The 23,792-nt window shown below is 71.3% G+C and carries 15 protein-coding genes and 1 pseudogene; 10 read left to right on the top strand and 6 right to left on the bottom strand.

Going from position 1 to position 23,792, the window contains the following annotated elements; translation table 11 throughout:
- Together L3i22_RS16890 and L3i22_RS54345 are read left to right on the top strand one after the other, a co-directional pair.
- Positions 1-657 (top strand): response regulator transcription factor, encoded by a 657-nt coding sequence (locus tag L3i22_RS16890; RefSeq protein ID WP_221327919.1) that lies wholly within the window; start codon positions 1-3, stop codon positions 655-657.
- A gap of 86 nt (positions 658-743) precedes the next feature.
- Positions 744-1,799 (top strand): annotated as a pseudogene (locus tag L3i22_RS54345) (sensor histidine kinase); the annotation flags it as partial.
- Between the two features lie 37 nt (positions 1,800-1,836).
- Here L3i22_RS54345 and L3i22_RS53510 read toward each other — a convergent pair.
- Complete coding sequence (locus L3i22_RS53510) at positions 1,837-2,514, bottom strand: TetR/AcrR family transcriptional regulator (protein ID WP_255658309.1); 678 nt, start codon at positions 2,512-2,514, stop codon at positions 1,837-1,839.
- 71 nt (positions 2,515-2,585) lie between these two features.
- Between L3i22_RS53510 and L3i22_RS16880 the strand changes: the two genes are divergently transcribed.
- From L3i22_RS16880 to L3i22_RS16860, 5 genes are all read left to right on the top strand, one after another.
- The gene (locus L3i22_RS16880) at positions 2,586-3,995 is read left to right on the top strand and encodes an MDR family MFS transporter (RefSeq protein WP_221327917.1); all 1,410 of its coding nucleotides are present in this window, start codon (positions 2,586-2,588) and stop codon (positions 3,993-3,995) included.
- 10 nt (positions 3,996-4,005) lie between these two features.
- On the top strand, positions 4,006-5,208 hold the full coding sequence (locus L3i22_RS16875) for a low temperature requirement protein A (RefSeq protein WP_221327916.1): 1,203 nt from the start codon (positions 4,006-4,008) through the stop codon (positions 5,206-5,208).
- 20 nt (positions 5,209-5,228) lie between these two features.
- Positions 5,229-6,419: a globin domain-containing protein gene (locus L3i22_RS16870; protein ID WP_221327915.1), complete on the top strand. Its 1,191-nt coding sequence runs from the start codon at positions 5,229-5,231 to the stop codon at positions 6,417-6,419.
- 311 nt (positions 6,420-6,730) lie between these two features.
- Positions 6,731-9,640 carry an AAA family ATPase gene (locus L3i22_RS54340; protein ID WP_221327914.1) on the top strand — a complete coding sequence of 970 codons (2,910 nt, stop codon included), beginning with the start codon at positions 6,731-6,733 and terminating at the stop codon, positions 9,638-9,640.
- A gap of 219 nt (positions 9,641-9,859) precedes the next feature.
- Entirely contained in the window at positions 9,860-15,949 is a 6,090-nt protein-coding gene (locus L3i22_RS16860; RefSeq protein ID WP_221327913.1) for a S8 family serine peptidase, read from the top strand.
- Positions 15,950-16,047: 98 nt separating this feature from the next.
- On the opposite strand, the gene L3i22_RS16855 is transcribed toward L3i22_RS16860, so the two are convergent.
- The gene (locus L3i22_RS16855; RefSeq protein ID WP_255658307.1) at positions 16,048-17,499 is read right to left on the bottom strand and encodes an MFS transporter; all 1,452 of its coding nucleotides are present in this window, start codon (positions 17,497-17,499) and stop codon (positions 16,048-16,050) included.
- A gap of 132 nt (positions 17,500-17,631) precedes the next feature.
- Here L3i22_RS16855 and L3i22_RS16850 point away from each other — a divergent pair, with 132 nt between their 5' ends.
- Positions 17,632-18,177, top strand: coding sequence for a TetR family transcriptional regulator (locus L3i22_RS16850; RefSeq protein WP_255658306.1), 546 nt, complete (start codon positions 17,632-17,634; stop codon positions 18,175-18,177).
- Positions 18,178-18,296: 119 nt separating this feature from the next.
- Here the strand turns inward: L3i22_RS16850 and L3i22_RS16845 are convergent, their stop codons facing one another.
- Together L3i22_RS16845 and L3i22_RS16840 are read right to left on the bottom strand one after the other, a co-directional pair.
- Positions 18,297-18,497, bottom strand: a complete 201-nt coding sequence (locus tag L3i22_RS16845; protein ID WP_221327911.1) for a hypothetical protein — start codon at positions 18,495-18,497, stop codon at positions 18,297-18,299.
- A 22-nt stretch (positions 18,498-18,519) separates the two neighbouring features.
- A complete protein-coding gene (locus L3i22_RS16840; RefSeq protein WP_221327910.1) occupies positions 18,520-18,792 on the bottom strand; it encodes a DUF3040 domain-containing protein in 273 nt (90 codons plus the stop codon).
- A gap of 114 nt (positions 18,793-18,906) precedes the next feature.
- On the opposite strand from L3i22_RS16840, the gene ctaD reads away from it, so the two are divergent.
- The gene (ctaD, locus tag L3i22_RS16835) at positions 18,907-20,676 is read left to right on the top strand and encodes a cytochrome c oxidase subunit I (protein ID WP_221327909.1); all 1,770 of its coding nucleotides are present in this window, start codon (positions 18,907-18,909) and stop codon (positions 20,674-20,676) included.
- Between the two features lie 72 nt (positions 20,677-20,748).
- Here the strand turns inward: ctaD and L3i22_RS16830 are convergent, their stop codons facing one another.
- Together L3i22_RS16830 and L3i22_RS16825 are read right to left on the bottom strand one after the other, a co-directional pair.
- Positions 20,749-20,994, bottom strand: a complete 246-nt coding sequence (locus tag L3i22_RS16830; RefSeq protein ID WP_221327908.1) for a hypothetical protein — start codon at positions 20,992-20,994, stop codon at positions 20,749-20,751.
- A 98-nt stretch (positions 20,995-21,092) separates the two neighbouring features.
- Entirely contained in the window at positions 21,093-22,280 is a 1,188-nt protein-coding gene (locus L3i22_RS16825; protein ID WP_221327907.1) for a pyridoxal phosphate-dependent aminotransferase, read from the bottom strand.
- A 110-nt stretch (positions 22,281-22,390) separates the two neighbouring features.
- Between L3i22_RS16825 and L3i22_RS53495 the strand changes: the two genes are divergently transcribed.
- Positions 22,391-23,785 (top strand): alpha/beta fold hydrolase, encoded by a 1,395-nt coding sequence (locus L3i22_RS53495; RefSeq protein ID WP_255658679.1) that lies wholly within the window; start codon positions 22,391-22,393, stop codon positions 23,783-23,785.
- The last annotated feature ends 7 nt before the right edge of the window (positions 23,786-23,792 follow it).

The raw sequence follows: 23,792 nt of genomic DNA, 5'->3' as shown, positions 1-23,792 counted from the left end.
ATGCGCCGACTTCTGGTGGTCGAGGACGACTCGGATCTGCGCGAGATGGTCACCGAGACGCTGGTCGACGAGGGGTATCACGTCGACCAGGCCCCGGACGGACAGCGCGGACTGCACCTGGGCCTGACCCGGCCCTACGACGTGCTGGTCATCGATCGGCGGTTGCCGGCGCTCGACGGCCTGGCCCTGATCACCCGGCTGCGGGCACGGGCGGTGGCCGCCCGGGCGCTGATGCTGACCGCGCTCGGCACGGTCGACGACCGGATCGCCGGGCTCGACGCGGGCGCCGACGACTACCTGGTCAAACCGTTCGATCTGGACGAGCTGAGCGCGCGGATCCGGGCACTGTGCCGGCGCACCTCGGACGCGACCGAGCTGCTGCGGCTCGGCGACGGGCATCTCGACCTCGGCGCCCGGGACGCGGTGCTCGCCGACGGCACCCGGGTGGCGCTGTCGGCGCGCGAGTTCGAGCTGCTGCGCGTGCTGGCCGCCCGGCCCACCGCCGTGCATCCGCGGGCGGCGCTGCGCAGCCGGGTCTTCGACGAGGCGTCGGCGGCGTCGATCGTGGACACCTACGTCTACTACCTGCGCCGCAAGCTGGGCCGCCGGGCGGTGCAGACCGTGCACGGGCTCGGTTACCGGCTGGGCGCGCTGTGAGTCAGGTCCTCGAGCTCAAGGCGGTGCGCCGGGCCCGCTGGCGGATCGGGCTGCTGGTCGGCCTGTCGATCGGGGTGCTGCTGGCGATGGCCGGCGCGATCTCCTACGAAATGCTCCGGCACAGCCAGGAAAAACAGATAAATCAAGAGCTCGATTACGGCGTACGGTACGGCACCGTCGCCGGTCCACCCGCCTGCTCGTGGATCCTGCGCTACGCCGCCGACGGATCCGGGGTGCGGGCCGACCGCGCCACTCCCCCGGGCCTCCCACTGCGCGACGACGTCGACCGGGTGCTCGCCGGCAGCGGCGCGCGGACCCGCCAGGTCGACCGGGACGGAACCACCTACTGGATCCGCACCGAGGCCCGCGACGGCACCATCCGGCAGGCCGTCTTCGACGCCCGCTTCCAACTCGCCGACCGGCGGCACCTGCTGACCGCGTTCCTGCTGGCGGCCGGGGCCGGCCTGCTCGCGGCGGTGCTGACCGCGACGATGGCCGGCCACCGCGCGGTCGCCCCGCTGGCCGAGGCGCTCGGCCGGCAGCGGCGGTTCGTCGCCGACGCCAGCCACGAGCTGCGCACCCCGATCGCCCAGGTGCACACCCGCGCCCAGCTGCTGGCCCGGCGCGCGGCGCAGTCCGGCGCCGACCACCGCGAGCTGGATCGGCTGGTCAGCACGACCCGCCGGCTCGGCGAGATCGTCGACGAGCTGCTGCTCTCCGCGCGGCTGGCCGCGGACCGCGGCAACCTGCCGCCGGGGGCGCCGGTGAACCTGGCCCGGCTGGCCGCCGAGGAGGCCGAGCGGGTGACCGCGGCACCGATCGAGCTGGCGGTCCCGGCGTGGCCGGTGCTGGTGCCCGGGGTGGAGTCGGCGCTGCGGCGGGTGGTCAGCGAGCTGCTGACGAACGCGCTCACGCACACCGCCGGCGGGCAGATCCGGCTCACCGTCCGGACCGTCGCGGCGAGCCGGGCGTTCCGCGGCGGCGCGGCCGAGCTGGTGGTGGCGGACACCGGCGACGGGTTCGACCCGGCGGACGCCGAGCGGATCTTCGACCGGTTCCACCGGGACGCGGGCGCCGGGGACCGCCGGTTCGGCCTGGGCCTGGCGCTGCTGCGCGAGGTGGTGCACGGGCACGGCGGCACGATCACCGCGGACGGTCACCCGGGCACGGGCGCGGTCTTCACGGTCCGTCTGCCGCTGGCGCCGGAGGCCCGGCGGCCGAGCGGCCCGCGGCCGGCGCCGGCAGCGGCGCTGCGGGTGACGGCGGACCGGCGCGGTAACCCAGCAGCGGCAGCCACAGCCCGTCGACGATCTCGATGATCGTCTCGTCCGGGATCGCCTTCATGGTCATCAGCAGCTCGTTGCGGAACAGGTCGAACGGCAGGTTCACCAGCCGGGGCAGGCGCGGCACGTCGGGCACCTCGCCGCGCTCGACCGCGCGGGCGATCATCCGCTCGAACGCGTTCGGCAGGCCCGGCGGGCGCAGGCTGTCGCGCAGCTGGGCGAAGCTGCTCCCGGTCTCCCGCATGTAGTCCATGATCTGCACGCTGAGCAGGGCGACCATCCGGGTCCGCTCGGTGCTGGCGCGGCGCAGGAAGCCGATCACGTCGTCGCGCAGGTTGCCGGCGTCCGGGACCGGGATGGGGTGCGACCACCAGTGCTTGCGGAGCACCGCGAGCAGCATGTCCTCGCGCTGCGGCCAGCGGCGGTAGAGCACCGGGCGGCTGGTGCCGGCCCGGGCCGCGACCGCCTCGTAGGTGAAGGCCGGGTAGCCCTGCTCGATCAGCACGCCCCAGGCCGCGTCGAGGATCGCTTCCTCGAGCTCGTCACCGCGCCGCCGGGTGCCCTTAAGAGTCACTTGCGTATCTTATCGCGGCGTCGTACCGTGGCCAAAGTTAGATACGCACGCGTACCTTAAGGCGGCGCACGATGTCCGAATCCCGCATCGACCCGACAGCCCTGCGCACCGCGATCGCGGTGCTCGCCGGCGGCATCACGGTCATCCTCGACTCGACGATCGTCAGCGTGGCGCTGCACGAGCTCGCCACCGACCTGCACGCCGACGTCGCCACCATCCAGTGGGTGAGCACGGCGTACCTGCTGGCCCTGGGCGTGGTCATCCCGGTGGTCGGCTGGCTGCAGAGCCGCCTCGGCGGCAAGCGGCTGTGGATCGCGGCGCTGACCGTGTTCCTGCTCGGCTCGGTGCTCTGCTCGTTCGCCTGGGACGCGCCGAGCCTGATCGGCTTCCGGGTCCTGCAGGGCCTCGGCGGCGGCGCGATGATGCCGCTGATGATGACCATGATCATGCAGCAGGTCCGGGGTAAGGACATCGGCCGGCTGATGTCGCTGGTCGCGCTGCCGGCCGCGCTCGGGCCGATCCTCGGCCCGGTGATCGGCGGGCTGATCCTCGGCGCCGGCAGCTGGCGCTGGCTGTTCCTGGTGAACGTGCCGCTCTGCCTGATCGGCCTGGCCCTCGCGGTCCGGCTGATCCCGGCCGACGAGCCGGGCCGGCGCATCCGTCTCGACGTGGTCGGCCTGGTGCTGCTCTCCCCCGCGCTGGTCGCCCTGCTCTACGGCCTGTCCAAGGTGTCCGGCGAGCACGGCTTCGCGAGCGCCGGCGCGCTGGTCCCGATGCTCGGCGGGGCGGCGCTGCTGGTCGCGTTCGTGCTCTGGGCGGTGCGCCGGCCGGACACCGCGCTGGTCGACCTGGCGGTGCTGCGCTCCCGGCCGACCTGGGCGTCGACCGCGCTGATGTTCCTCTCCGGCGCCGCGCTCTACGGCGCGATGATCCTGCTCCCGCTCTACTGGCAGGAGGTCCGCGGCGCGGACGCGCTCGGCGCCGGCCTGCTGCTGATCCCGCAGGGCGTCGGCTCGCTGCTGAGCCGCTCGGTCGCGAGCCGGCTGCTGGACCGGGTCGGCGGGCGCGGCGTGGCGCTGCTCGGGTTCGCGCTGACCGGGCTGGCCACCGTGCCGTTCGGGTTCGTCGGGGCGGACACCGCGACCTGGCCGCTGCTGGTCGCCCTGTTCGTCCGCGGCCTCGGGCTGGGCATGGTGGTGATCCCGCTGATGACGGTCGCCTTCGTCGGCCTGGACCGGGAACGGGTCCCGCACGCCAGCATCGTGCTGCGGATCGGCCAGCAGGTCGGCGGCTCGGTCGGGGTGGCGCTGCTGACCGTCATCCTGGCCAGCACGGCGCGGCGGACCGGCTCGCTGGTCACCGCGTTCGACACCGCGTTCTGGTGGTCGATCGGCTTCACCGCGGTCGCCGTCGCGCTCTCCGTCCTGCTCCCCGGAAAGGCCCCGGCCCCGGCCCCCACGATGGCGGCCGCCGAAGGATAGATTTCCGGCCATGTCGCAAACGGCCGCCGAGGAGCGGCACGCCACCTGGCTGGAGCTCTTCTTCGACCTGGTGATCGTGGCCGCCGTGGCACAGCTCGCCCACCTGCTGCACGCCGAGCCGGACGGGCGGCGGCTGCTGATCTTCGCGGTGCTCTACTACGCGATGTGGAGCGTCTGGACCGGCTTCACCCTCTACGCCAACGTCGCGGCCACGCAGACCCGGCTGGTCACCATGCTGGCCGCGATGTTCGGCATCGCGGTGATGGCCGCCTCGGTGCCGCAGCTGGCCGAGCACGACCGGCCGCAGCCGTTCATCATCGCGTACGTCGCCTGCCGGATGCTCGCGATCGCGTCCTGGAAGCGGGAGAACGAGGTGATGACCGAGTGGCCCGGCGTGCACCAGGCGCTCGGCCTGATCCCGTGGATCGCCTCGCTCGGCTTCGGCACGCCCGCGCGGTACTGGCTGTGGGCGCTCGGCATCGTCTTCGACGTCGGGTTCTCGCTGCTGGCCTCACGCTCGCCGGAGCGGCTGCTGGCCGCCGAGCGCCGCGACTACGAGCGCGACCAGCGCCGGTGGACGACCCGGCTGGTCCGCCGGTTCGCGCCCTGGCACGAGGCCGACCCGGCTCCGCAGGCCGCCGCGGCGGACCGCCCGCACCTCGGCGAACGGCTGGGACTCTTCGTGATCATCGTGCTCGGGGAGGCGGTCGCCCAGCTGGTGAACTCGGCTGCCGGGGTGGCGCACTGGTCGTACGAAATCTGGGCCCTGGGTTTGATCGGTTTCGGTCTTCTCGTCGCCCTCTGGTGGCTGACCCTGCAGTACGGCTCGGCCGCGGTGCCGCTCTCCGGCGCGCTGTCGCGGGCACTGCGGCTGACCATGCCGGCGCACTACCTGACCACCGCCGCGATCGTCGCGATCGCCGCCGGACTGGGCGGCCTGGCCGGCGAGTCCGAGCACGCCGGCGCGAGCATCCGCTGGGTGCTGTGCGGCGGCGCGGCGATGTATTACCTGGTCGCGGGCCCGATCGGGTTCTCCGGCGCGGCCCGCCGGTGGACGCTCGGCTGGGCCCTGCCGGCCGCCGCCGGCGCGGTCCTGCTCGGCGCGTTCGGCGGGCATCTGGCGGCCTGGGTGCTGGTCGGCGGCCTGCTGATGCTGGCGCTCTGGCAGGTCGGTTACCGGCGGCTTGCCCGGATCCCCGTCGAGGCGGCCTGAGCTGCGATTATCGTCGGTCTGTGCTGTCCAAGACCGCTCGGCCGCTCGTCCAGCAGACCCTTCCGACCGTCGGCGCGAACATTCACACGATCGCCGAACGCTTCTACGCGCACATGTTCGAGGCGCACCCCGAGCTGCACGACGGGGTGTTCAATCGCGGTCACCATGCCGAGGGCAGCCAGCCCAAGTCGCTCGCCCTGTCGGTGATCGTCTTCGCCGAGGCCCTGGTCACCAACCCGGGGCGGCTGCCCGGCCGGCTGCTCACCCGGGTCGCGCACAAGCACGCGTCGCTCGGCATCCGTCCCGAGCAGTACCAGATCGTGCACGAACACCTGATGTGGGCGATGCGGGACGTGCTCGGGCCGCTGATCACCCCCGAGACGCTGCTGGCCTGGGACGAGGTGTACTGGTTGATGGCCTACGCGCTGATCAACCGGGAGCGCGGCCTCTACTCGGCGCGCGGCGTCACCGCGGAACGGGTCTGGCGGCGCTGGCGGGTCGCCGAGAAGATCAACGAGACCGGGGACGTGGTCGTCTTCGTCATGCGCCGGATGGACGATCGCCTGGTCAAGACGTCCCTGCCCGGCCAGTACGTGACGGTCCAGGCGCCGATGCCGGACGGCAACCGGCAGCCGCGGCAGTACAGCCTGATCCGGGCCGACGACGGCGAGCACCGGTACTTCGCGGTCAAACGCGACGGCGAGGTCTCCAACTTCCTGCACGACCACGTCCAGCCCGGCGACGAGCTGACCCTCAGCATCCCGTACGGCGACGTGGTCCTCGACGACAGCGGCCGGCCGGTCATCTTCATCTCCGCGGGCATCGGTGTCACCCCGATGGCCGGCATGATTTCCCACCTGGTGGCCGCCGGCTCCCGCCTGCCGGTCATGCTGCTGCACGCCGACACCAGCGAGGCCACCTTCCCGCTCCGCCGCCAGATCGTCGACGACCTCGCCCACCTGCCCAAATCCGAGCTGCACGTCTGGTACGAGCACGGCGGCCCGGAAACCCTGCCGGTCACCTCGGCGCACAGCGGCACCCTCGACCTCGGCGAGGTGCCCCGGCCGAAACGCGCGCTGTACTACCTGTGCGGGCCGCTGCCGTTCCTCGAGATGGTGCGCGGCACGCTGCTGGAACGCGGCGTCGCCCCGCGCGACATCCAGTACGAGATGTTCGGCCCGGACCTCTGGCAGGCCGACACCGACGCCTGAAAGATCAACTTAAAGATCTTTTTTGCCTCGGCTGCGGCCAATAACTGATCGTCGCTCCCGCGGGGACCCTTCCGGGCCTCGCAGGGCGCTGCGCGCCCAGAACGCGAGCCCCTCCAGGGCGACGTCCGCGGGTGGTCACGGTTTCAAAGGACCACGCGAGCCGGTCATCGGGTCAGGGCCCAGCCGCGCCTCGCGGTCCCGGCTGGCACTCACGGTCCTTTCCTGGCCGGAAAAGAGCCGTAAGCGCCAGCCGGGAACGTGGGTGCCACGACGGTCTTGTGCCGGGAGGCCGAAAAGCGAGATCATCGCGCATGCTCGATGCGTCGCCCGTTTCCACGCCGCGTTTCGTCGGCCGCGATCGGGAGATGGCGGCGCTGCGCGACGCGCTGGCCCGGCCACCGGCGATCGTGCTGGTGGAGGGCGAGGCCGGGATCGGCAAGAGCCGGCTGCTGCGCGAGTGGCTGGCCGCGCCGGACCGGCACACCGCCCTGGTGTCGGTGTGCCCGCCGCTTCGTGAGTCGCTGACGCTGGGGCCGATCGTCGACGCGTTCCTCGGGATCGAGCATCCGATGGCGGGCCTCCGGCTCACCGAGCTGGCGGGCGCGTTACGGCCACTGTTCCCGGAATGGTCCGCGCATCTGCCGCCCGCCCTGCCGCCCCTGGACGACGCGAAGGCGGCCCGGCACCGCCTGTTCCGGGCCCTGCACGAGTTGCTGCGGGCGCTGCGCGTCGACGTCCTCGTGCTCGAGGACGCGCACTGGGCCGACGAGGTGACCTGCGAGTTCCTGCTGTTCGTCAGCTCCCGGCAGCGGTCCGACGGGCCCAGCCTGGTGATCTCCTACCGGCCGGAGGAGGTCGGCGACGGCTCGCTGCTGCTGCGGCTGACGTCCCGGTTGCCGGCCGGCGTGACCCAGCTGCGGATCGCCCTGGCGCCGATGCCACCCGGCGACACGGCGGCGCTGGTCTCCTCGATGCTGGACGGCAACCCGATCTCGCAGGAGTTCACCACGTTCATGCACGACCGGACCGGCGGCGTCCCGCTGGCCGTGGAGGAGTCGGTCCGCCTCATGTGCGACCGGGCCGACCTGGTCTTCCGCGACGGGCAGTGGGTCCGGCTGAAGCTGCGCGAGCTCCGGGTCCCGCCGACGGTGCGCGACTCCACCCGGGAGCGGGTGAGCCGGCTGTCGCCGGCCGCACAGCAGGCGTTGCGCGCGGCGGCCACGCTGGCCGAGCCGTCCTCGGTGGCGACGATCGCGATGACCGCCGGCCTGTCCCCCGACGCGTGCCGGGGCGCCATCGTGGAGGCCGCCACCGCCGGTGTCCTGGACGGCGACGACCGCGACCGGTGGCGCTTCCGGCACGTGCTGGCCGCCACCGCCGTCTACGAGGCGATCCCGCTGATCGACCGCCGGCACCTCCACCTGCTGGCCGGCCGGGCCCTGGAACACCTGAGTCCGCCGCCGGTGGCCCGCCTCGCCCACCACTTCCGCGAGGCCGGCGAGACGGCATCCTGGGCGCGCTACGCCGAGCAGGGCGCCGAGCTGGCCATCGCCTCGGGGGACCACACCAAGGCCGTCGACCTGCTGGTCGATCTGCTGTCCCGGGCCGTGCTGCCGCCGGCGGACCGGGCGCGGGTCGCGCGCATCGCCGGCGTCGCCGCGCTGGGCCGCCGGGAACCGGTCGACGCGGTCTACCACCGGGTGATCCGGACCCTGCGCTCGGTGCTGGACACCCCCGGCCTCTCCGCCCGCCAGCAGGCCGAGATCCGCAACCCCCTGGGCCGGCTCCTGATCACCGGGGGCGAGGCGCAGGCCGCCCTCAGCGAGCTGGAGCAGGCGGTGACCAACCTCGACCACGACCCGGTCGAGGCGGCCCGGGCGATGACCTACCTCGGCTGGGCGTACGCGGGGCCGTGGCCGGCCTCGACGCACCGGCGCTGGCTGGATCGCGCCGCCGCGCTGACCGACCGGATCGACTCCCCCGCGCAGCGGCTGAACCTGGCCGGGAACCGGGCCGCCGCCCTGCTCATGCTGGGCGAGGAGGAGGCCTGGGACGTCGTCGCCGGCCTGCCGGTCGACGGCACCACGGCGGCGGAGCGGCTCGACGTGGCCCGGATCCACGTGAACATCGGCACCGGCGCGCTGATCTGGGGCCGGTACGCCGACGCCGAGGAGCACCTCGCCGTGGCCATGCGCCTCGCCGAGGCCGAGCAGGCGTCCCGGTTGCAGCACAACGTCCGGCTCGAACAGGCCAACCTGGCGTGGCACACCGGCCGGTGGGACGGTCTCGCGGAGACGGCCGTGGCCCTCGCCGAGGCCGACCGGGACCGGCCGGCCCACTACCTCGGCAGCATTCGCCTCGCCGCTCGGCTGGCCGCCACGGCCGGCCGGCGGCGCGCCGCGGAGGAGCAGTTCCGGCTGGTCCTGGAGGAGTCGGCCCGGCTCGGCGCGGCCGACGACACGATGGAGGCCGCCGCCGCGCTGGCCCGGCTGTGGCTGACCGACGGGAACAGCCGCCGGGCGTTGCGGATCACCGACGAGCCGTTGGACACCGTACGGCGAAAGGGAATTTGGGTCTGGGCCGCAGATCTTGTTCCGGCCCGGATCGAGGCGCTCCTGGCCGAAGGCGAGCCGGCGGCCGCGACCCGCCTGGTCGACCAGTTCGCCCGGGGGCTGCGTGGCCGCACGGCGCCCGCGCCGCGCGCCGCGCTCGCGGTGTGCCGGGCCCTGCTGCTCGACGCGGCCGGCGACCACGCCCGGGCGGCGACGGCCCATGGCCGGGCGGCGCGTGCCTGGAGCGCGTTGCCCCGCCCCTACGACGCCATGCGCGCCCGCGAGCGCCAGGCCGAGGCGCTCCTCGCGCAGGGCTCGATCGAGCCGGGCCGCGAGCTGCTGGCCGAGCAGTACGAGCAGCTGTTCCGGCTGGGCGCCCGCGGCGACGCGGACCGGGTCGCCCAGCGGCTGCGCGAGCACGGCGCCGAGGTCCCGCGACTGTGGCGCGGCGGCCGGCGCGGGTACGGCGACCAGCTCTCCCCGCGCGAGCTCGACGTGGTCCAGCTGGTCGTCGCCGGCAAGACGAACCGGGAGATCAGCCGGATCCTGTCCAAGTCCCCGGCCACGGTGGACCAGCAGCTGCGCGCGGCGATGCGCAAGCTGCAGGTGAACTCCCGGACCGCCCTCGCGGTCAAGGCCGTCGAGGCCGGCGTCTTCGCCGAGCCGTGATGTTTGACGTATCCGCCGGATAGCTAAGGCCCCTCGTCCCGCCCGAGCATGGCCACATGATCCATAGCCAGTTGCCGATGCATGTCTGAGCCACCCGTCGCGCGTGACGACTCCGCGCCCGTCGAGGAACCGCCACCTCTCGAGCCCCACGACAGCGCCGGCGACGCCGACGACGAGAGCCACGACCCCTACCAACCCCTGTAGGCGGAAGAGACCCCCATGAGACTCAAGACCCTCGCGGCTTCGCTGGCCATCGCGGCCGGCCTGAGCATGCTCCAGCAACTACCGGCGTCCGCGGCGCCCGATCCCGGCACACCGGCCGGCAAGATCGCGTCCGACCTGACCGACCGATTCCGTACGCAGCCGTCCGCCGACTTCTGGATCACCTTCGCCGCCAAGGCCGACCTCGCCCCGGCGAAGAAGATCGCCGACTGGACCGCCCGTGGCAGGTTCGTCTACGACGCGCTGACCGCGGCGGCGAAGACCTCGGTGGCATCCGTCTCCCCCGACCTCGACCGGGCCGGCGTCAAGTACACCTCATACCCGATCGCCAACGCCGTACTCGTCAAGGGCGGCACCGAGAAGCTCGCCCTGACCGTGGCGTCCCGCGTGCAGGTCGCCGAGATCCACACCACGCCGCAGGTCGCGCTCGTCACGCCGGTGGACGAAAAGGCCCCCGCCGCGTCGAGGGCCGCCGAGGACCAGACCGTCACCTGGGGACTGGAGTCCATCCACGCCCCGCAGGCCTGGGCGATGGGCGCCACCGGCGCCGGCATCACCGTGTCCAACCTCGACTCGGGCGTGCAGTTCGACCACCCGGCCCTGCTGCACCAGTACCGGGGCACGAAGCCGGACGGCACCGTCGACCACAACTACAACTGGATGGCCACCCGCGGCTCGTGCACCGGCGCGCCCTGCGACGACAACGGCCACGGCACGCACACCATGGGCACCATGGTCGGCTCCGACGGCGCCGACCACATCGGCGTCGCACCGGACGCGCAGTGGATCGCGACGAACGGCTGCTGCGACAGCACCGGCGTCGAGTCGCTGCTGCGGTCCGGCTGGTGGCTGCTCGCCCCGACCGACCTGCAGGGGAACAACCCCGATCCGGCCAAGCGCCCGCACGTGGTCAACAACTCGTGGGGTCAGACCGTCGAGCACAACTTCGACAACTTCTTCCAGGCCGTCGACGAGGCCTGGACCGCGGCGGGCATCTTCAGCGTCTGGTCGTCCGGGAACACCTCGCCGTACGCGGACTGCGACAGCGTCTCCTCGCCCGGCTCGGCCGAGGACGCGTACTCCGTCGGCGCCTACTCGTCGGACGGCACGCTCGCGTCGTTCTCCCGCAAGGGCGAGGGCGAGGGCGGCAAGATCAAGCCCGAGATCTCCGCTCCGGGTGACGCCGTCCGCTCGTCGTACCCGAACAACAGCTACATCGAGATGTCCGGCACGTCGATGGCGGCGCCGCACATCGCCGGCGCCGTCGCCGACCTCTGGAGCTACGACCCGACCCTGATCGGGCAGGTCGACGAGACCCGGCGCCTGCTGGGCGAGTCGGCCGTGGACGTCGACGACACCGAGTGCGGCGGCACCGCCGAGATCAACAACAAGTACGGCGAGGGCCGGCTCGACCTGGTCCGCCTGCTGGCGCTCGCGCCCCGCAAGGGCGGCACCCTCACCGGTGTGGTCACCGCCGGCGGCGCCCCGGTCCCGGCGGCCGACGTGACGATCAGCGGCCCGTTCAGCCGGTCGATCGGCACCGATCAGGACGGCCGGTTCACCACGAGCCTGCCGGCCGGTGACTACCAGCTCACCACCAAGGTCTTCGGCTACCTGACCGCGACGGCCACCGTCACGATCAGCCTCGGCGAGGACACCGCCGTCACGTTGCCGCTGACCGCCGCCGCGAAGCACGACATCAGCGGCCGGGTCGTCGACGACCAGAAGCGGCCGGTCCCGAACGCCGACGTCACCGTCAAGGACACCCCCCTGAAGACGGTACGGACAGACGCCGACGGCGCCTTCACGATCGCCGCTGTCCCCGAGGGCGCGTACGGCCTGGCCGTCCAGCCCAACGCCTGCTTCTCCCCCACCACGGTCCCGCTGACCGTCGGCGCGCAGAACCAGCCGGCCGAGATCCCGGTCGGGCTGGTCGTCGACAAGGGCGGCTACCGCTGCGCCGTCACCGCGGGCGAGTACCTGCGCGGCACCGACCCGGTCACCTTCGACAGCGGGGTCTGGGCCACGGTGAAACTGCCGTTCCCGATCGCGCTCTACAACGGCACCCACGACACCCTCGGCGTCGGCCTGCGTGGCGTCATCGCTCCGGACGGCGCCACCGGACCGGGCTACGGCGGTGCGGGCATCTTCCCGTTCTACGTCCAGACCCCGGTCGAGTTCGCCGCCGGCGGCGGTGTCTTCACCGCGGCCACCAAGGTCAACGGCGAGGACGCGTTCGTCGTCGAGTACCGCAACGCCAAGCTCTGGGCCTGGCCGACCCGGGCCGAGTACACCGAGCCGGTGAACTTCTCGGCCACCCTCACCCGCTCCGGCACGATGATCTTCGGGTACGGCGACGGCGTCGGTTCCGACGACCCGGTGACCGCCGGCGAGCAGGCCGTCACCGGCATCCAGGGCTGGGCCGGCGTCGACGGCATCCGGTTCTCCGACCACGCCCCGGTGCTGCACGACGGCATGATCGTCACCTACGACATGCCGGACTTCGGGTACCTGGACGCGACCGTCGCCGACCAGAACGACGGGCTGCCGGTCGCCGGCGCGAAGGTTTCCTTCAGCACCAAGGACGGGCTGGTCGAGGCGGTCACCACCAACGGGACCGGCATCGTGCACCGGCAGCTCCCGGTCGGCGACTACACCATGACGGTCGAGGCGACGAACTACCCGACCGCGACGTATCCCTTCGCGCTGAAGCAGCTCTACGCGAAAGCCACCATCGACGCGCGTCTGACCACGGGCGCCGCCGGGCTGAAGGCCGACGGCCTGGACGCGCTGCTGGGCACCGGCCAGAACGGCACCGGCACGCTCACGCTGACCAACAACGGCTCCGCTCCCCTCACGTACAACCTGGGTGAGGCCGCGCGGCACCCCGAGCTCGACGCCGCCGGCGCCACCGCGCGCACCGGCACGGGCGCGGCCAGCAAGATCGACCTCGCCGCGTGGAAGGCCGGCGCGAGCGGCATGAAGCCGTCGACCGTCGACGGCAAGCCGGCCACGTCGAGCACCGCGGAGGCGCAGGCGGCCGCCAAGGTCGGCCCGACCGCCGGCGGCGACGTCATCACCCGGATCCCGATCCCCGGCACGATCGCGGAGAAGGAGCCTTCCGGCCTCGGCTACGACGGCGACGTCTGGGTCCACGACTACGACAAGCGCACCAACACCGCCTACACGGTGACCGGCAAGAAGACCGGGAAGGTCTTCGACGCGTCGTGGAACCCCGACTACCGGGCGTTCGACATGGCGCTGGACACCAAGACCGGTGACATGTGCCAGATGGAGGACAGCCCGGCCAGCTACATCCACTGCTTCAACCGGGACACCGGCAAGGAGACGCGGCAGATCAAGGGTGACTGGTCCACGCTGCAGCTGACCGGTCTCGCCTACAACCCGGCCGAGGACGTCTTCTACGTCGGCGGCCGCGCGAACGGCATGATCGGGACCGTCGCCGGCACGTCGCACGACAACGCGGGCGCGCTGCTGTCCTTCTGCGCCCCGCCGCTGCCCGAGGTGATGGGTCTGGCCTACAACCAGGCGTCGGACACGATCTGGTACACCGACCTCACCTCCAACCGGCCGACCCGCCTGCTGCAGGTCGACCCGGACGACTGCTCGCTGGTCAACGCGTGGTGGTTCCCGGGTCAGAAGGCCGGCCAGGGCGGCGGCCTCGAGACCGACGCCACCGGGGCGCTGTGGGCGGTCGACCAGCTCGCCGACGACGTCGTGCTCGTCGACGTCGAGGACGACCTGTTCACCGACCTGCCGTGGCTGTCGCTCTCCTCGACCGGTGGCACCCTCGCCCCCGGCCAGTCGACGACCGTGCAGGTCTCGATCACCTCGAAGGGCGCCGAGCCCGGCGTCCAGGGCGCGAACATTGTGGTTCGCTCCGACTCCGGCCGGCAGTCCAAGAGCTACGTCCCGGTGACGCTCACGACCACGAAGTACCAGGTCGGCGTGAACTCCGGCGGCGCCAAGCTGACCGACGGCTCCGGCTTCATCTGGTCCGCCGACCAGGCCGCGAGCAAGAAGTCCTGGGGCTACCAGGGCAAGACAAAGATCAACTTCACCAAAACCCCGATTGCCCGTACGACGGATGACGCGCTGTTCCAGTCGCAGCGCACCACGTCGGACAAGTCACTGTTCTACCGCTTCCCGGACGCCCCCAAGGGCACGTACGCGATCGATCTCGGTTTTGCCGAGATCGACAGGACAGGTCGGGGCAAGCGGGTGTTCGACGTGCTCGTGGACGGAGCGCTGACCGATTACGCCTACGATCCGACCGCGGCCGTCGGGCCGGACACCGCCGACTGGCGCAAGGCCGTCATCACGCACGCGGGCGGTCCGCTGACCGTGGAGCTGCGCGGCTCGAAGGGCCTGAAGCCCCCGAGCATCGCGGCGCTGCGGGTGACGCTCGACCCGCGCGCCGACGCGGCGCCGCCGGAGGAACAGCCCGAGCAGCCGGACCCGGGTCCCGTCCCGGTGGCTCCCGCCGGTCGCTCGTACACGATGAAGGTGACCGACGGGCTCTACCGCCAGGGCACGCAGGAATCCGGCTGGCACGGCGACGACCTCTGCGGCCCGCTGTGGTTCGACGCCGGCTACCTGCAGCCGTTCTACGACAGCGCCTGGGACGGCGTGTGCGTGACGACCAACGGCACGCTGGCCTTCGACCGCGCCGACACGTCGGGGAACAACACGGCGCTGCCGTCCTCGTCCCCGATCGACGCGATCCACCCGTTCTGGGACGACCTGGTCGTCGACGACGAGGCGGGCATCTACTTCGGCACGACCGAGGTGGACGGGGTGTCGGCGCAGGTCGTCGAGTGGCGCAACGTCACCTTCTACAGCGACCGGACGGCTCGGGTCAGCTTCTCGGTCACGCTGATCGCCGACGGCCGGATCCAGATCGGTTACGGCGACGGGGTCGGCGGCGAGAACCCGCTCACCCAGGGGTCGTCGGCGACGATCGGGGTGGAGAGCCTGAACCACAACCCCGCCGGTCAGTACTCCGTCGACCAGCCCGTCCTCAAGGCCGGCATGGGCCTGGAGTACAGCATCCCGGCCTCGGGAACAATCGAGGGCACGGTCACCGACTTCAACGACGGCAAGCCGATCGAGGGCGCGATTGTCACACTCGGCGAGAGAGTCATCACGACGGATGTGAAGGGCCGGTGGAAGGCCCAGGCACTGATCGGCGAGAACACCGTGAAGATCGAGGCGCCGAACTACATCACCACCAGTCAGACGGTCACCATCACCAAGAAAGACCAGGCCGAGGTACGGAACACCGCCCTGACCACGGGCATCGCCACCGTCACCGCCGGCGACCTCGACTGGCTGCTCGACAAAGGCCAGAAGGCGACCACCAAGGTCACCGTCACCAACAGCGGCTCCGCCCCGCTCGACGTCCAGATCAGCGAGCAGGCCGAGCTCCCGTGGCTGACCCTCACCGGGGCCGGCAAGGTCACGCTCGCGGCCGGCAAGTCCACCACCGTCACCGTGACGGCCGACAACACCGGCCTCAAACCCGGCGTGCTCACCGGGAACCTGCTCGTCGCGTCCAACGCCGGCAAGGGCGACACCCAGCTCAAACCGGTCCGCCTCGCGACGTCCGCCTACTGGAAGGGCATCGACGCCGGCGGCCCCGGAGCCGTAGGCGCCGACGGCTTCGTCTGGTCACCCGACCAGAACTACGTCGGCGGCAAGGTCACCACCACCCGTGCCGACATCGCCGGCACCAGGGACGACGCGGTGTACCGCACCCAGCGGACCGGCGAGACGTTCAAGTACGTGTTCAAGAACGCCCCGGCCGGGACGTACCGGATCGAGCTCGACTTCGCGGAGTTCGAGAAGGTCAAGCCGGGCAAGCGCGCCTTCGACGTGCTGGCGGACGGCAAGATCGCCCTCTACGACCACGACGTCCAGGCAAAGGCCGGCGCCCTGACCGCCGACCCGAACACCGTCACCGTCACCCACACCGGCGGCGACCTGACCCTCACCTTCACCCGAGAAAAAGACGAAGCCGACCCGATCCTCAACGCCCTGAAGGTCCAGGAGGACCCCCGCCTCTAACCCGGCCCCCCAAAAAAGTCAGAGCCTCCCCGGCGACTTTGCCGGGGAGGCTCTGATCACCGGAGCAGCAGCGCTACCGAGCTGCCCGGGGCGGCGGGTTACTTGTCCACGTGGTGCAGGTGGGGGAGGTGGATCTCCTCCGGCTCGTCCGGAAGGTCCGTGACGCCCGTCGCGACCGCCTCTTCGTGGCGGCGGTGGGCGGAGGGGAACGCGAGGGCGGCGGCGACCGCGAGGACGCCGACCAGGGCGCAGGTCCAGAAGCCCATCGTGAACGCGTCGTCGGTGGGCAGGCCCTGGGCCGTGGTGTGCGAGGTGATCACCGCGGCGACGACGGCCGTGCCGATGCTGCTGCCGATCGTGCGGGCGATGGTGTTGACGCTGGTCGCCTCGCCGGTCTGGGCGGACGGGACGGCCTCGATGATGGCGTTCGACATGGCCGCGAAGGACAGGCCGATGCCGGTGCCGGTCAGCACGCCGGACGCCAGGACCTGCCAGATCGCGCCGTGCCCGAGGGCCGGCAGGGCGAACGCGGCGACGACCGCGACGGTGCCGAGGAACATCGGCAGTTTCGGGCCGTAACGCTTGGACAGCAGGCCGGCGAGCGGTCCGAAGACGACCATCATGACGACCGTGGGCAGCAGGAACAGGCCGGACTGGGAGACCGACTTGCCGAAGCCGTAACCGGTCGCCGCGGGCAGCTGCAGCAGCGTCGGGACCAGCAGGAACGTGCCGAACATGGCGAAGCCGAGGATCATCGCGACCAGGTCGGTGGACCAGACCGCGCGCAGCTTCATCAGGCGCATGTCCACCAGCGGCTCGGCGACCCGCAGCTCGACCAGGACGAACACCACCAGCAGTACGACACCGGCGGCGAGCAGGCCGATCGTGTCGCCGGAGCCCCAGCCCCAGCTCTGGCCCTTGCTGATCGCCAGCAGCAGCGCGACCAGGCCGACCGAGAGGATGCCGGCACCCGCCCAGTCGAGGCGGCCCGGGGTGCGGACCGGCGACTCGCGCATCCCGAAGATCGCGCCGAGCAGGGCGATCACGACCAGGACCAGGGGCAGCCAGAACAGCCAGTGCCAGGTGAGGTGCTCGACGATCGGGCCGGCGCCGACGATGCCGACCCCGGCGCCGATGCCGAAGATCGCGGAGAGCAGGCCGACGATGACGCCGACCTTCTCCCGGGGCAGCTCGTCGCGGACGATGCCGATCGACAGCGGGAGGATCGCGCCGGCCGCGCCCTGCAGGACCCGGGCGACGATCAGCACGGACAGGTTCGGCGCGAGGGCGGCGAGCAGCGTGCCGGCGGCGAGGGTGGTGAGGACGCCGATCAGGACGCGGCGCTTGCCGACCATGTCGCCGAGGCGGCCGAGGATCGGCGTGAGCACCGACGCCGCCAGCAGGTACGCGGTGATCACCCAGCTGCCGTCGGCGGCGGAGACCCCGAGGTCCCGGGCGATGGTCGACAGCGCGGGCGCGACCAGCGACTGCAGGACGGCGAAGGCCAGGCCGCCCAGGGACAGGTAGAGCACCAGCAGCGTGGAGTTCACGCGTGGGCGCTGCTCGGTTGTTGTCGTCACGGATCCCCCGGGGAGAGTGGATGTAAGCCCTGGATTACTTATCGACATTATGAGACCAAGGCGACTAAGTCATCCAGCGATTACATCAGTTACGGTGGTCACATGAGACGTCGGGACTCGGCCGCCACCAAGCAGCTCCTGCTCGAAGCGGCCCGGCGGCGCTTCGCCGGGGACGGGTACGCCGCGACGTTCATCCGGGACATCGCCGCCGATGCCGGGGTGAACGTGGCGCTGATCGCCCGGTACTTCGGCAACAAGGAAGGGCTGTTCCGGGCGTGCCTGGCCGGGTCCGCCGACGAGCTGGAGCGCACGGTCACCGACGAGGTGGCGCTCCAGCAGCTGCCGGCGGTGATGGCACGGCACCTCAGCGACGCGCGGGATGGGCAGTATCAGACACGGATCATGATGCTGTTGCGCTCGTCCGGGGATCCGCGGGCCGAGGAGATCCGGATCGGGACGCTGCACTCGTTCGCGGAGCGGCTGGCTCGGCTGAGTGGGGCGGACGAGCTCGACGCGCAGTTCGTGCTGGCCGCGATGCTGGGGCTGACGATCCTGCGGTCGGCGGGGGTGGAGCCGCTCGCCGCGGCTGAGGAGTCGGAGCTGACCCCGCGGGTCGAGCGGCTGATCTCCGCAATGCTGCGCCCATAAGTCCGGATAAAAGCGCTTTTAAAGCCTCAAGCCGCTCGGCCTGGCCCGGCTCGGCCCGGCCCGGCTCGGCTCGGCCCTGCTCGGCTCGGCTCGGCCCGGCCCTGCTCGGCCCTGCTCGGTCAGGAACTCTTGCCGGCGTCGAGGACGATCGCCTCGATGCGGAGACCGAGACCGGTCATCACGAACAGGATGGCAAAGAGGTAGGGCGCGACCGACGCCACCGAAGCCAGGCCGATCACGGCCGCCGTACCGAAGCCGATGATCAGGCAAAGGTTCCCGAGCGTGCGGGAGGTCTCGATCCGGCGTCCCCGTGCATCCATCGCCGCACAATATCGGAATCGGTCACTGCGACCCCGGGCCCGCCCAGCGCCGCCGCCCCCGGAACGCCAGGACCAGGATCACCACGGCCGCCGTCACGTTGATCGCCAGCAGCACCGCCCCCGGTCCCAGGAACAACCCCAGGAACGGCAGCGACAGGAACGCGACCACGCACAGCACCGACAACGTCGGGAACGGGCAGGGCGCCGATCGCATCCGCCGGGCGAACGCCGGGTCCCCGGCGCAGAGCCGCTCTTCGATGTCCGCGAGCACGCGACGGTCCTTCTCCTCCAGCACCCGCTCCCCCGTCCGGACATAAGAGGAATAGCCGATCTGGCACGAATTGAAGCACTAGCAGCCTATAACAGAGGGTGAGCAGTAGTTCTCCGTATGCGCAGCCGAGGAGGCTGGATGACCACCGTCGCCCCGAGGCCGACCCCCGTCAGACCCCATCCGGTCCGCCGGCAGATCAGAGGGTCCGCGCTGGGCCGGACTCTGCGCACCACCGACGCGAAGCAGATCGGGATCATGTACATGATCACCTCGATCGTCTTCTACATGGTCGGTGGCGTGATGGCGCTGCTGATGCGCGCCGAACTGGCCCGCCCGGGCATGCAGATCCTGTCCCCGGAGCAGTTCAACCAGCTCTTCACCATGCACGGCACGGCCATGCTGCTGTTCTTCGCGACGCCGATCGTGTTCGCGTTCGGCAACTTCGTGGTCCCGATCCAGATCGGCGCCCCCGACGTCGCGTTCCCGCGGCTCAACGCGTTCGCCTACTGGCTCTACCTGTTCGGCACGCTGATCGCGATCAGCGGCTTCTTCACCCCGGGCGGCGCGGCCGACTTCGGCTGGTTCGCCTACACCCCGCTCAGCGACTCGGTGCACTCGCCGGGCATCGGCGGCAACTGCTGGGTGGTCGGCCTGGCCATCTCCGGCCTGGGCACGATCCTCGGCTCGGTCAACCTGATCACCACGATCCTGACCCTGCGCGCGCCCGGCATGACCATGTTCCGGATGCCGATCATGTGCTGGAACATGCTGGTCACCGCCCTGCTGGCGATCATGGTGTTCCCGTTCTTCGCGGCCGCGCTGTTCGCGCTCGCGGCCGACCGGGTGCTCGGCGCGCACGTGTTCGACGTCGACACCGGCGGCCCGATGCTCTGGCAGCATCTGTTCTGGTTCTTCGGTCATCCCGAGGTGTACATCATCGCCCTGCCGTTCTTCGGCATCATCACCGAAGTCATTCCGGTGTTCAGCCGGAAACCGCTCTTCGGCTACAAGGGCCTGGTCGGCGCGACCATTGCGATCGCCGCCCTGTCGATGAGCGTCTGGGCGCACCACATGTATGCCACCGGCCAGGTGCTGCTGCCGTTCTTCAGCTTCCTCACCTTCATGATCGGCGTGCCGACCGGCATGAAGTTCTTCACCTGGATCGGCACCATGTGGCGCGGCCAGGTCAGTTTCGAGACGCCGATGGTGTGGGCGATCGGCTTCCTGGTGACGTTCCTCTTCGGTGGCCTCTCCGGCATCATCCTGGCCTCGCCGCCGATGGACTTCCACGTCTCCGACTCGTATTTCGTGGTGGCGCACTTCCACTACGTACTGTTCGGCACGATCGTGTTCGCGGTCTTCGCCGGCATCTACTTCTGGTTTCCGAAGATGTTCGGCCGGATGCTCGACGAACGCCTCGGCAAGCTGCACTTCTGGCTGACGTTCATCGGCTTCCACATGACGTTCCTGGTGCAGCACTGGGTCGGCACCCAGGGCATGCCCCGCCGTTACGCGGACTATCTGCCGACCGACGGCTTCACCACGCTGAACACGATCTCGTCGATCGGCTCGTTCATTCTCGGCGCGGCCACGCTGCCGTTCCTCTACAACGTGTGGAAGTCCTACAAGTTCGGCAAGACGGTCATCGCGGACGACCCGTGGGGTTACGGCAACTCGCTGGAATGGGCCACGTCCAGCCCGCCGCCGCTGCGCAACTTCGACCGGATGCCGCGGATCCGTTCCGAGCGGCCGGCTTTCGACCTGAAATTCCCGCACCTCGCGGCCGGTGAGCAATCCCTGGCCGGTCCGCCGGAGGGCGGCGCGCGGCCGCTTCGCAAGGAATCCGACGGCGGGGCGTCGTACTCCGAGGACATCGCCTCCGACCGGGACCGCAAGAAGAAACGCTGAATTCCCGGCTCGGCCTTCGCTGCCCACCTGCCCTCGGCAGGTGGGCACGCTTTTATTGGCGACGGTACGGCGTCAGCACCGCTTCACCGGAATGACCGCGCTACCCACCTCGGCACCGTTCGCCGTCGCCGCGTCGAACAGCACCCGCCGTCCACCGAGCCCGGGCCGCACCCGCCACCGATAGACCTTCCCGGAGCTGGACACCAGCGGATTCGCCCCGGTGATCGCCTGCCAGGCCCAGTCCTTGCCGGTGGATTTGTAGAGCAGATCGTTCTCGATCAGGTAATCGGCGCCGAGCCCGCCCGCGACGTCCTCCACGGCAGCACCAGCGCCGCCCCGGCCGCGACCGGGGCCCAGCGGCGCCGCTTCACCGGGGCCGGCGGGTCCTCGGACAGCGGGCGCGGCGTGGACGTCACTTACCCCGCCTCGCTCACCAGCTTCGCGAAACGGTGCACGCCTTCGGCCAGGTCGGCGTCGCTCAATGCGTACGAGAAACGCAGGTAACCCGGCGTGCCGAACGCCTCCCCGGGAACCACCGCCACTTCCGCCTCGTCCAGCACGATCGCGGCGAGTTCCGCGGACGTCGCCGGAATGCGGCCGCGCAACGGACGCCCGAGCAGCCCCTTCACCGACGGATAGACGTAGAACGCGCCCTGCGGCTCCGGGCAGACCACCCCGGGAATGTCGTTCAGCAGGTCGACGATCGTGCGGCGGCGCCGATCGAAAGCCGCCCGCATCCGCGCCGCGGCGGTGCGGTCACCACTCACCGCGGCGAGCCCGGCGACCTGCGACACATTGCTGACATTCGATGTCAGATGGGACTGCAGATTCAGCGCCGCGCCGATCAGATCCTTCGGCCCGGTCATCCAGCCGACCCGCCAGCCGGTCATCGCGAACGTCTTCGACACACCGTCGAGCACGATCGTCCGGTCGGCGAGGCCGGGGACGAGCGCGGGCAGCGAATGGAACTGGGCGTCGCCGTACACCAAATTCTTGTAAATCTCGTCGGTGACGACGAAAAGCTCATTTTCCAAGGCCCAGTTGCCGATTTCCGACAATTGCTCGCGTGCATAGACCGCGCCCGTCGGGTTCGACGGAGAACACATCAACAACACTTTGGTACGAGGGGTTCGCGCGGCCTCCAGCCGGTCGGCGCTCACCAGGTAGCCGGTCGACTCGTCGGAGTTCACCGCGACCGGGACGCCGCCCGCCAGCCGGACCGCCTCCGGGTAGGTGGTCCAGAACGGCGCCGGGATCAGCACCTCGTCGCCCGGGTCGAGCAGCGCGGCGAACGCCTGGTAGACGCCCTGCTTGCCGCCGTTCGTGACGATCACCTGACTGGGCTCGACCGGGTGGCCGGACTGGCGGGCGATCGCCTCGCGCAGCTCGGGCAGCCCGCCGGCCGGCGTGTACTTGTGGTTCCGCGGGTCGCGACAGGCCTCGATCGCGGCCTCGACGATGTGCTCCGGCGTGGGGAAATCGGGCTCCCCGGCCCCGAATCCGATCACCGGCCGACCGGCGGCGCGCAGGGCTTTTGCTTTGGCGTCGACGGCCAGCGTGGCGGATTCCGCGATGCCGGAGATTCGTTCAGAAATACGGCGCATAGGGCTCATCCTGCCAGCGCCCACACCGTATGGGAAAGGCAATATAATCTTTTGAAAGGCCTTCCCGGTACGACAGAATTCGCGGCCGCAGGGATAATGGGCGGGTGGAGATGCACTACGCGCGGACCGCGGACGGCGTGACGATCGGTTACCAGGTCTTCGGGCGGGGTCCGGTGCTGGTGTGGATGCCGTCGCTCAGCAACATCGCCGCGCAGTGGCGGATTCCGGCGATGCGGGCGGCGTATGAGGCGCTGGCCCGGGAATTGACGATCGTGCTGTACGACGGCCGCGGGATGGGCGCGTCCGACCGCCGGATCGACCTCGACGATCTCGGCGTCGACGCGCATCTGCGCGATCTGCGGGCCGTTCTGGACGACGCCGGAATCCAATCGGCGTCACTTCTCGGCTATTACCACGCGGCGGCCACCGCGATCGCTTTCGCCGCCCGGGAGCCGTCCCGGGTCGACCGGCTCGTGCTGTTCGGCGGCGCCGCCCGGATGCGCGAGGCGATGCGGCCGGCGCAGACCCAGGCGCTGCTGTCCCTTGTCGATCAGGACTGGGGCCTGTTCGCGGACGCCGCGGCGGCGGCCTGGCTGGGCTGGGACTCGGCGCCGTCCGGGCGCTGGACAGCGGAGGCCTTCCGCACGGCGACCACCGCCCCGGTGGCCCGAGCCTGGTTCTCGGCGGCCGAGGAGATCGACGTGACCGCGGAGTTGCGCCTGGTCCAGGCGCCGGCCCTGGTCCTGCACCGGCAGAGCGAACAGCAGATCCCGGTGGAGGTCTTCCGGCGCCTGGCCGACGGCCTCCCGGACGCACGGCTGGTGGAGTTGCCCGGCACCACACCGACGCTGTTCCTGGAGAACCCGGAGCAGGACGTCCGCCTGGTGACCGATTTCGTCCTCGGCACCACGGAACCGCCCCCACCCACCGCCGGCAACCGCCCGGCGCCAGCCACCCCGCCCCACCCTTCCACCCTCCCCGCCGCCACCGCCTCCTCCGCCACCGCCTCGCCGCCCAGCCCCACCACCGCGCCATCCAGCCTGGTCAGCACCCCGCCCAGCCCGGCCACCGCGTCGCGCGACACCGCCACCGCGCCGCGCGACACCGCCACCGCGCCGCGCGACACCGCCACCGCGCCGCGCGACACCGCCACCGCGCCGCGCGACACCGGGCCGCCGCCCAACCCCGAACGGCCGCTCGGCCCCGCACGCCCGCTCGGCCCGGCCACCGCGCCGCGCGATGTCGCTGCGCCGCGCTTTCCCCTCGCGCCGGGCGTTGGTGGCCGCCGGGGCTCGGGTGGGGAGCTCACGCCTCGGGAGGTGGAGGTGCTGGGGCTGGTTGCGGGTGGGGACTCCAACTCCGAGATCGCTCGGCGGCTCGGGATCGCGGTGCACACGGTCGAGCGCCACCTCGGCAACGTCTATCGCAAGATCGGGGCTCGTGGCCGGGCCGACGCGGTCGCTTATGCGCTGCGCGGGATGACGGAAAACCGCCATCACGAATGACGGATCT

It is taken from the genome of Actinoplanes sp. L3-i22, assembly GCF_019704555.1.
Classification (GTDB): Bacteria; Actinomycetota; Actinomycetes; order Mycobacteriales; family Micromonosporaceae; genus Actinoplanes.
The sequence above is the reverse complement of the archived record's forward strand: the minus strand, read 5'-3'. Positions and strand labels throughout refer to the sequence as shown.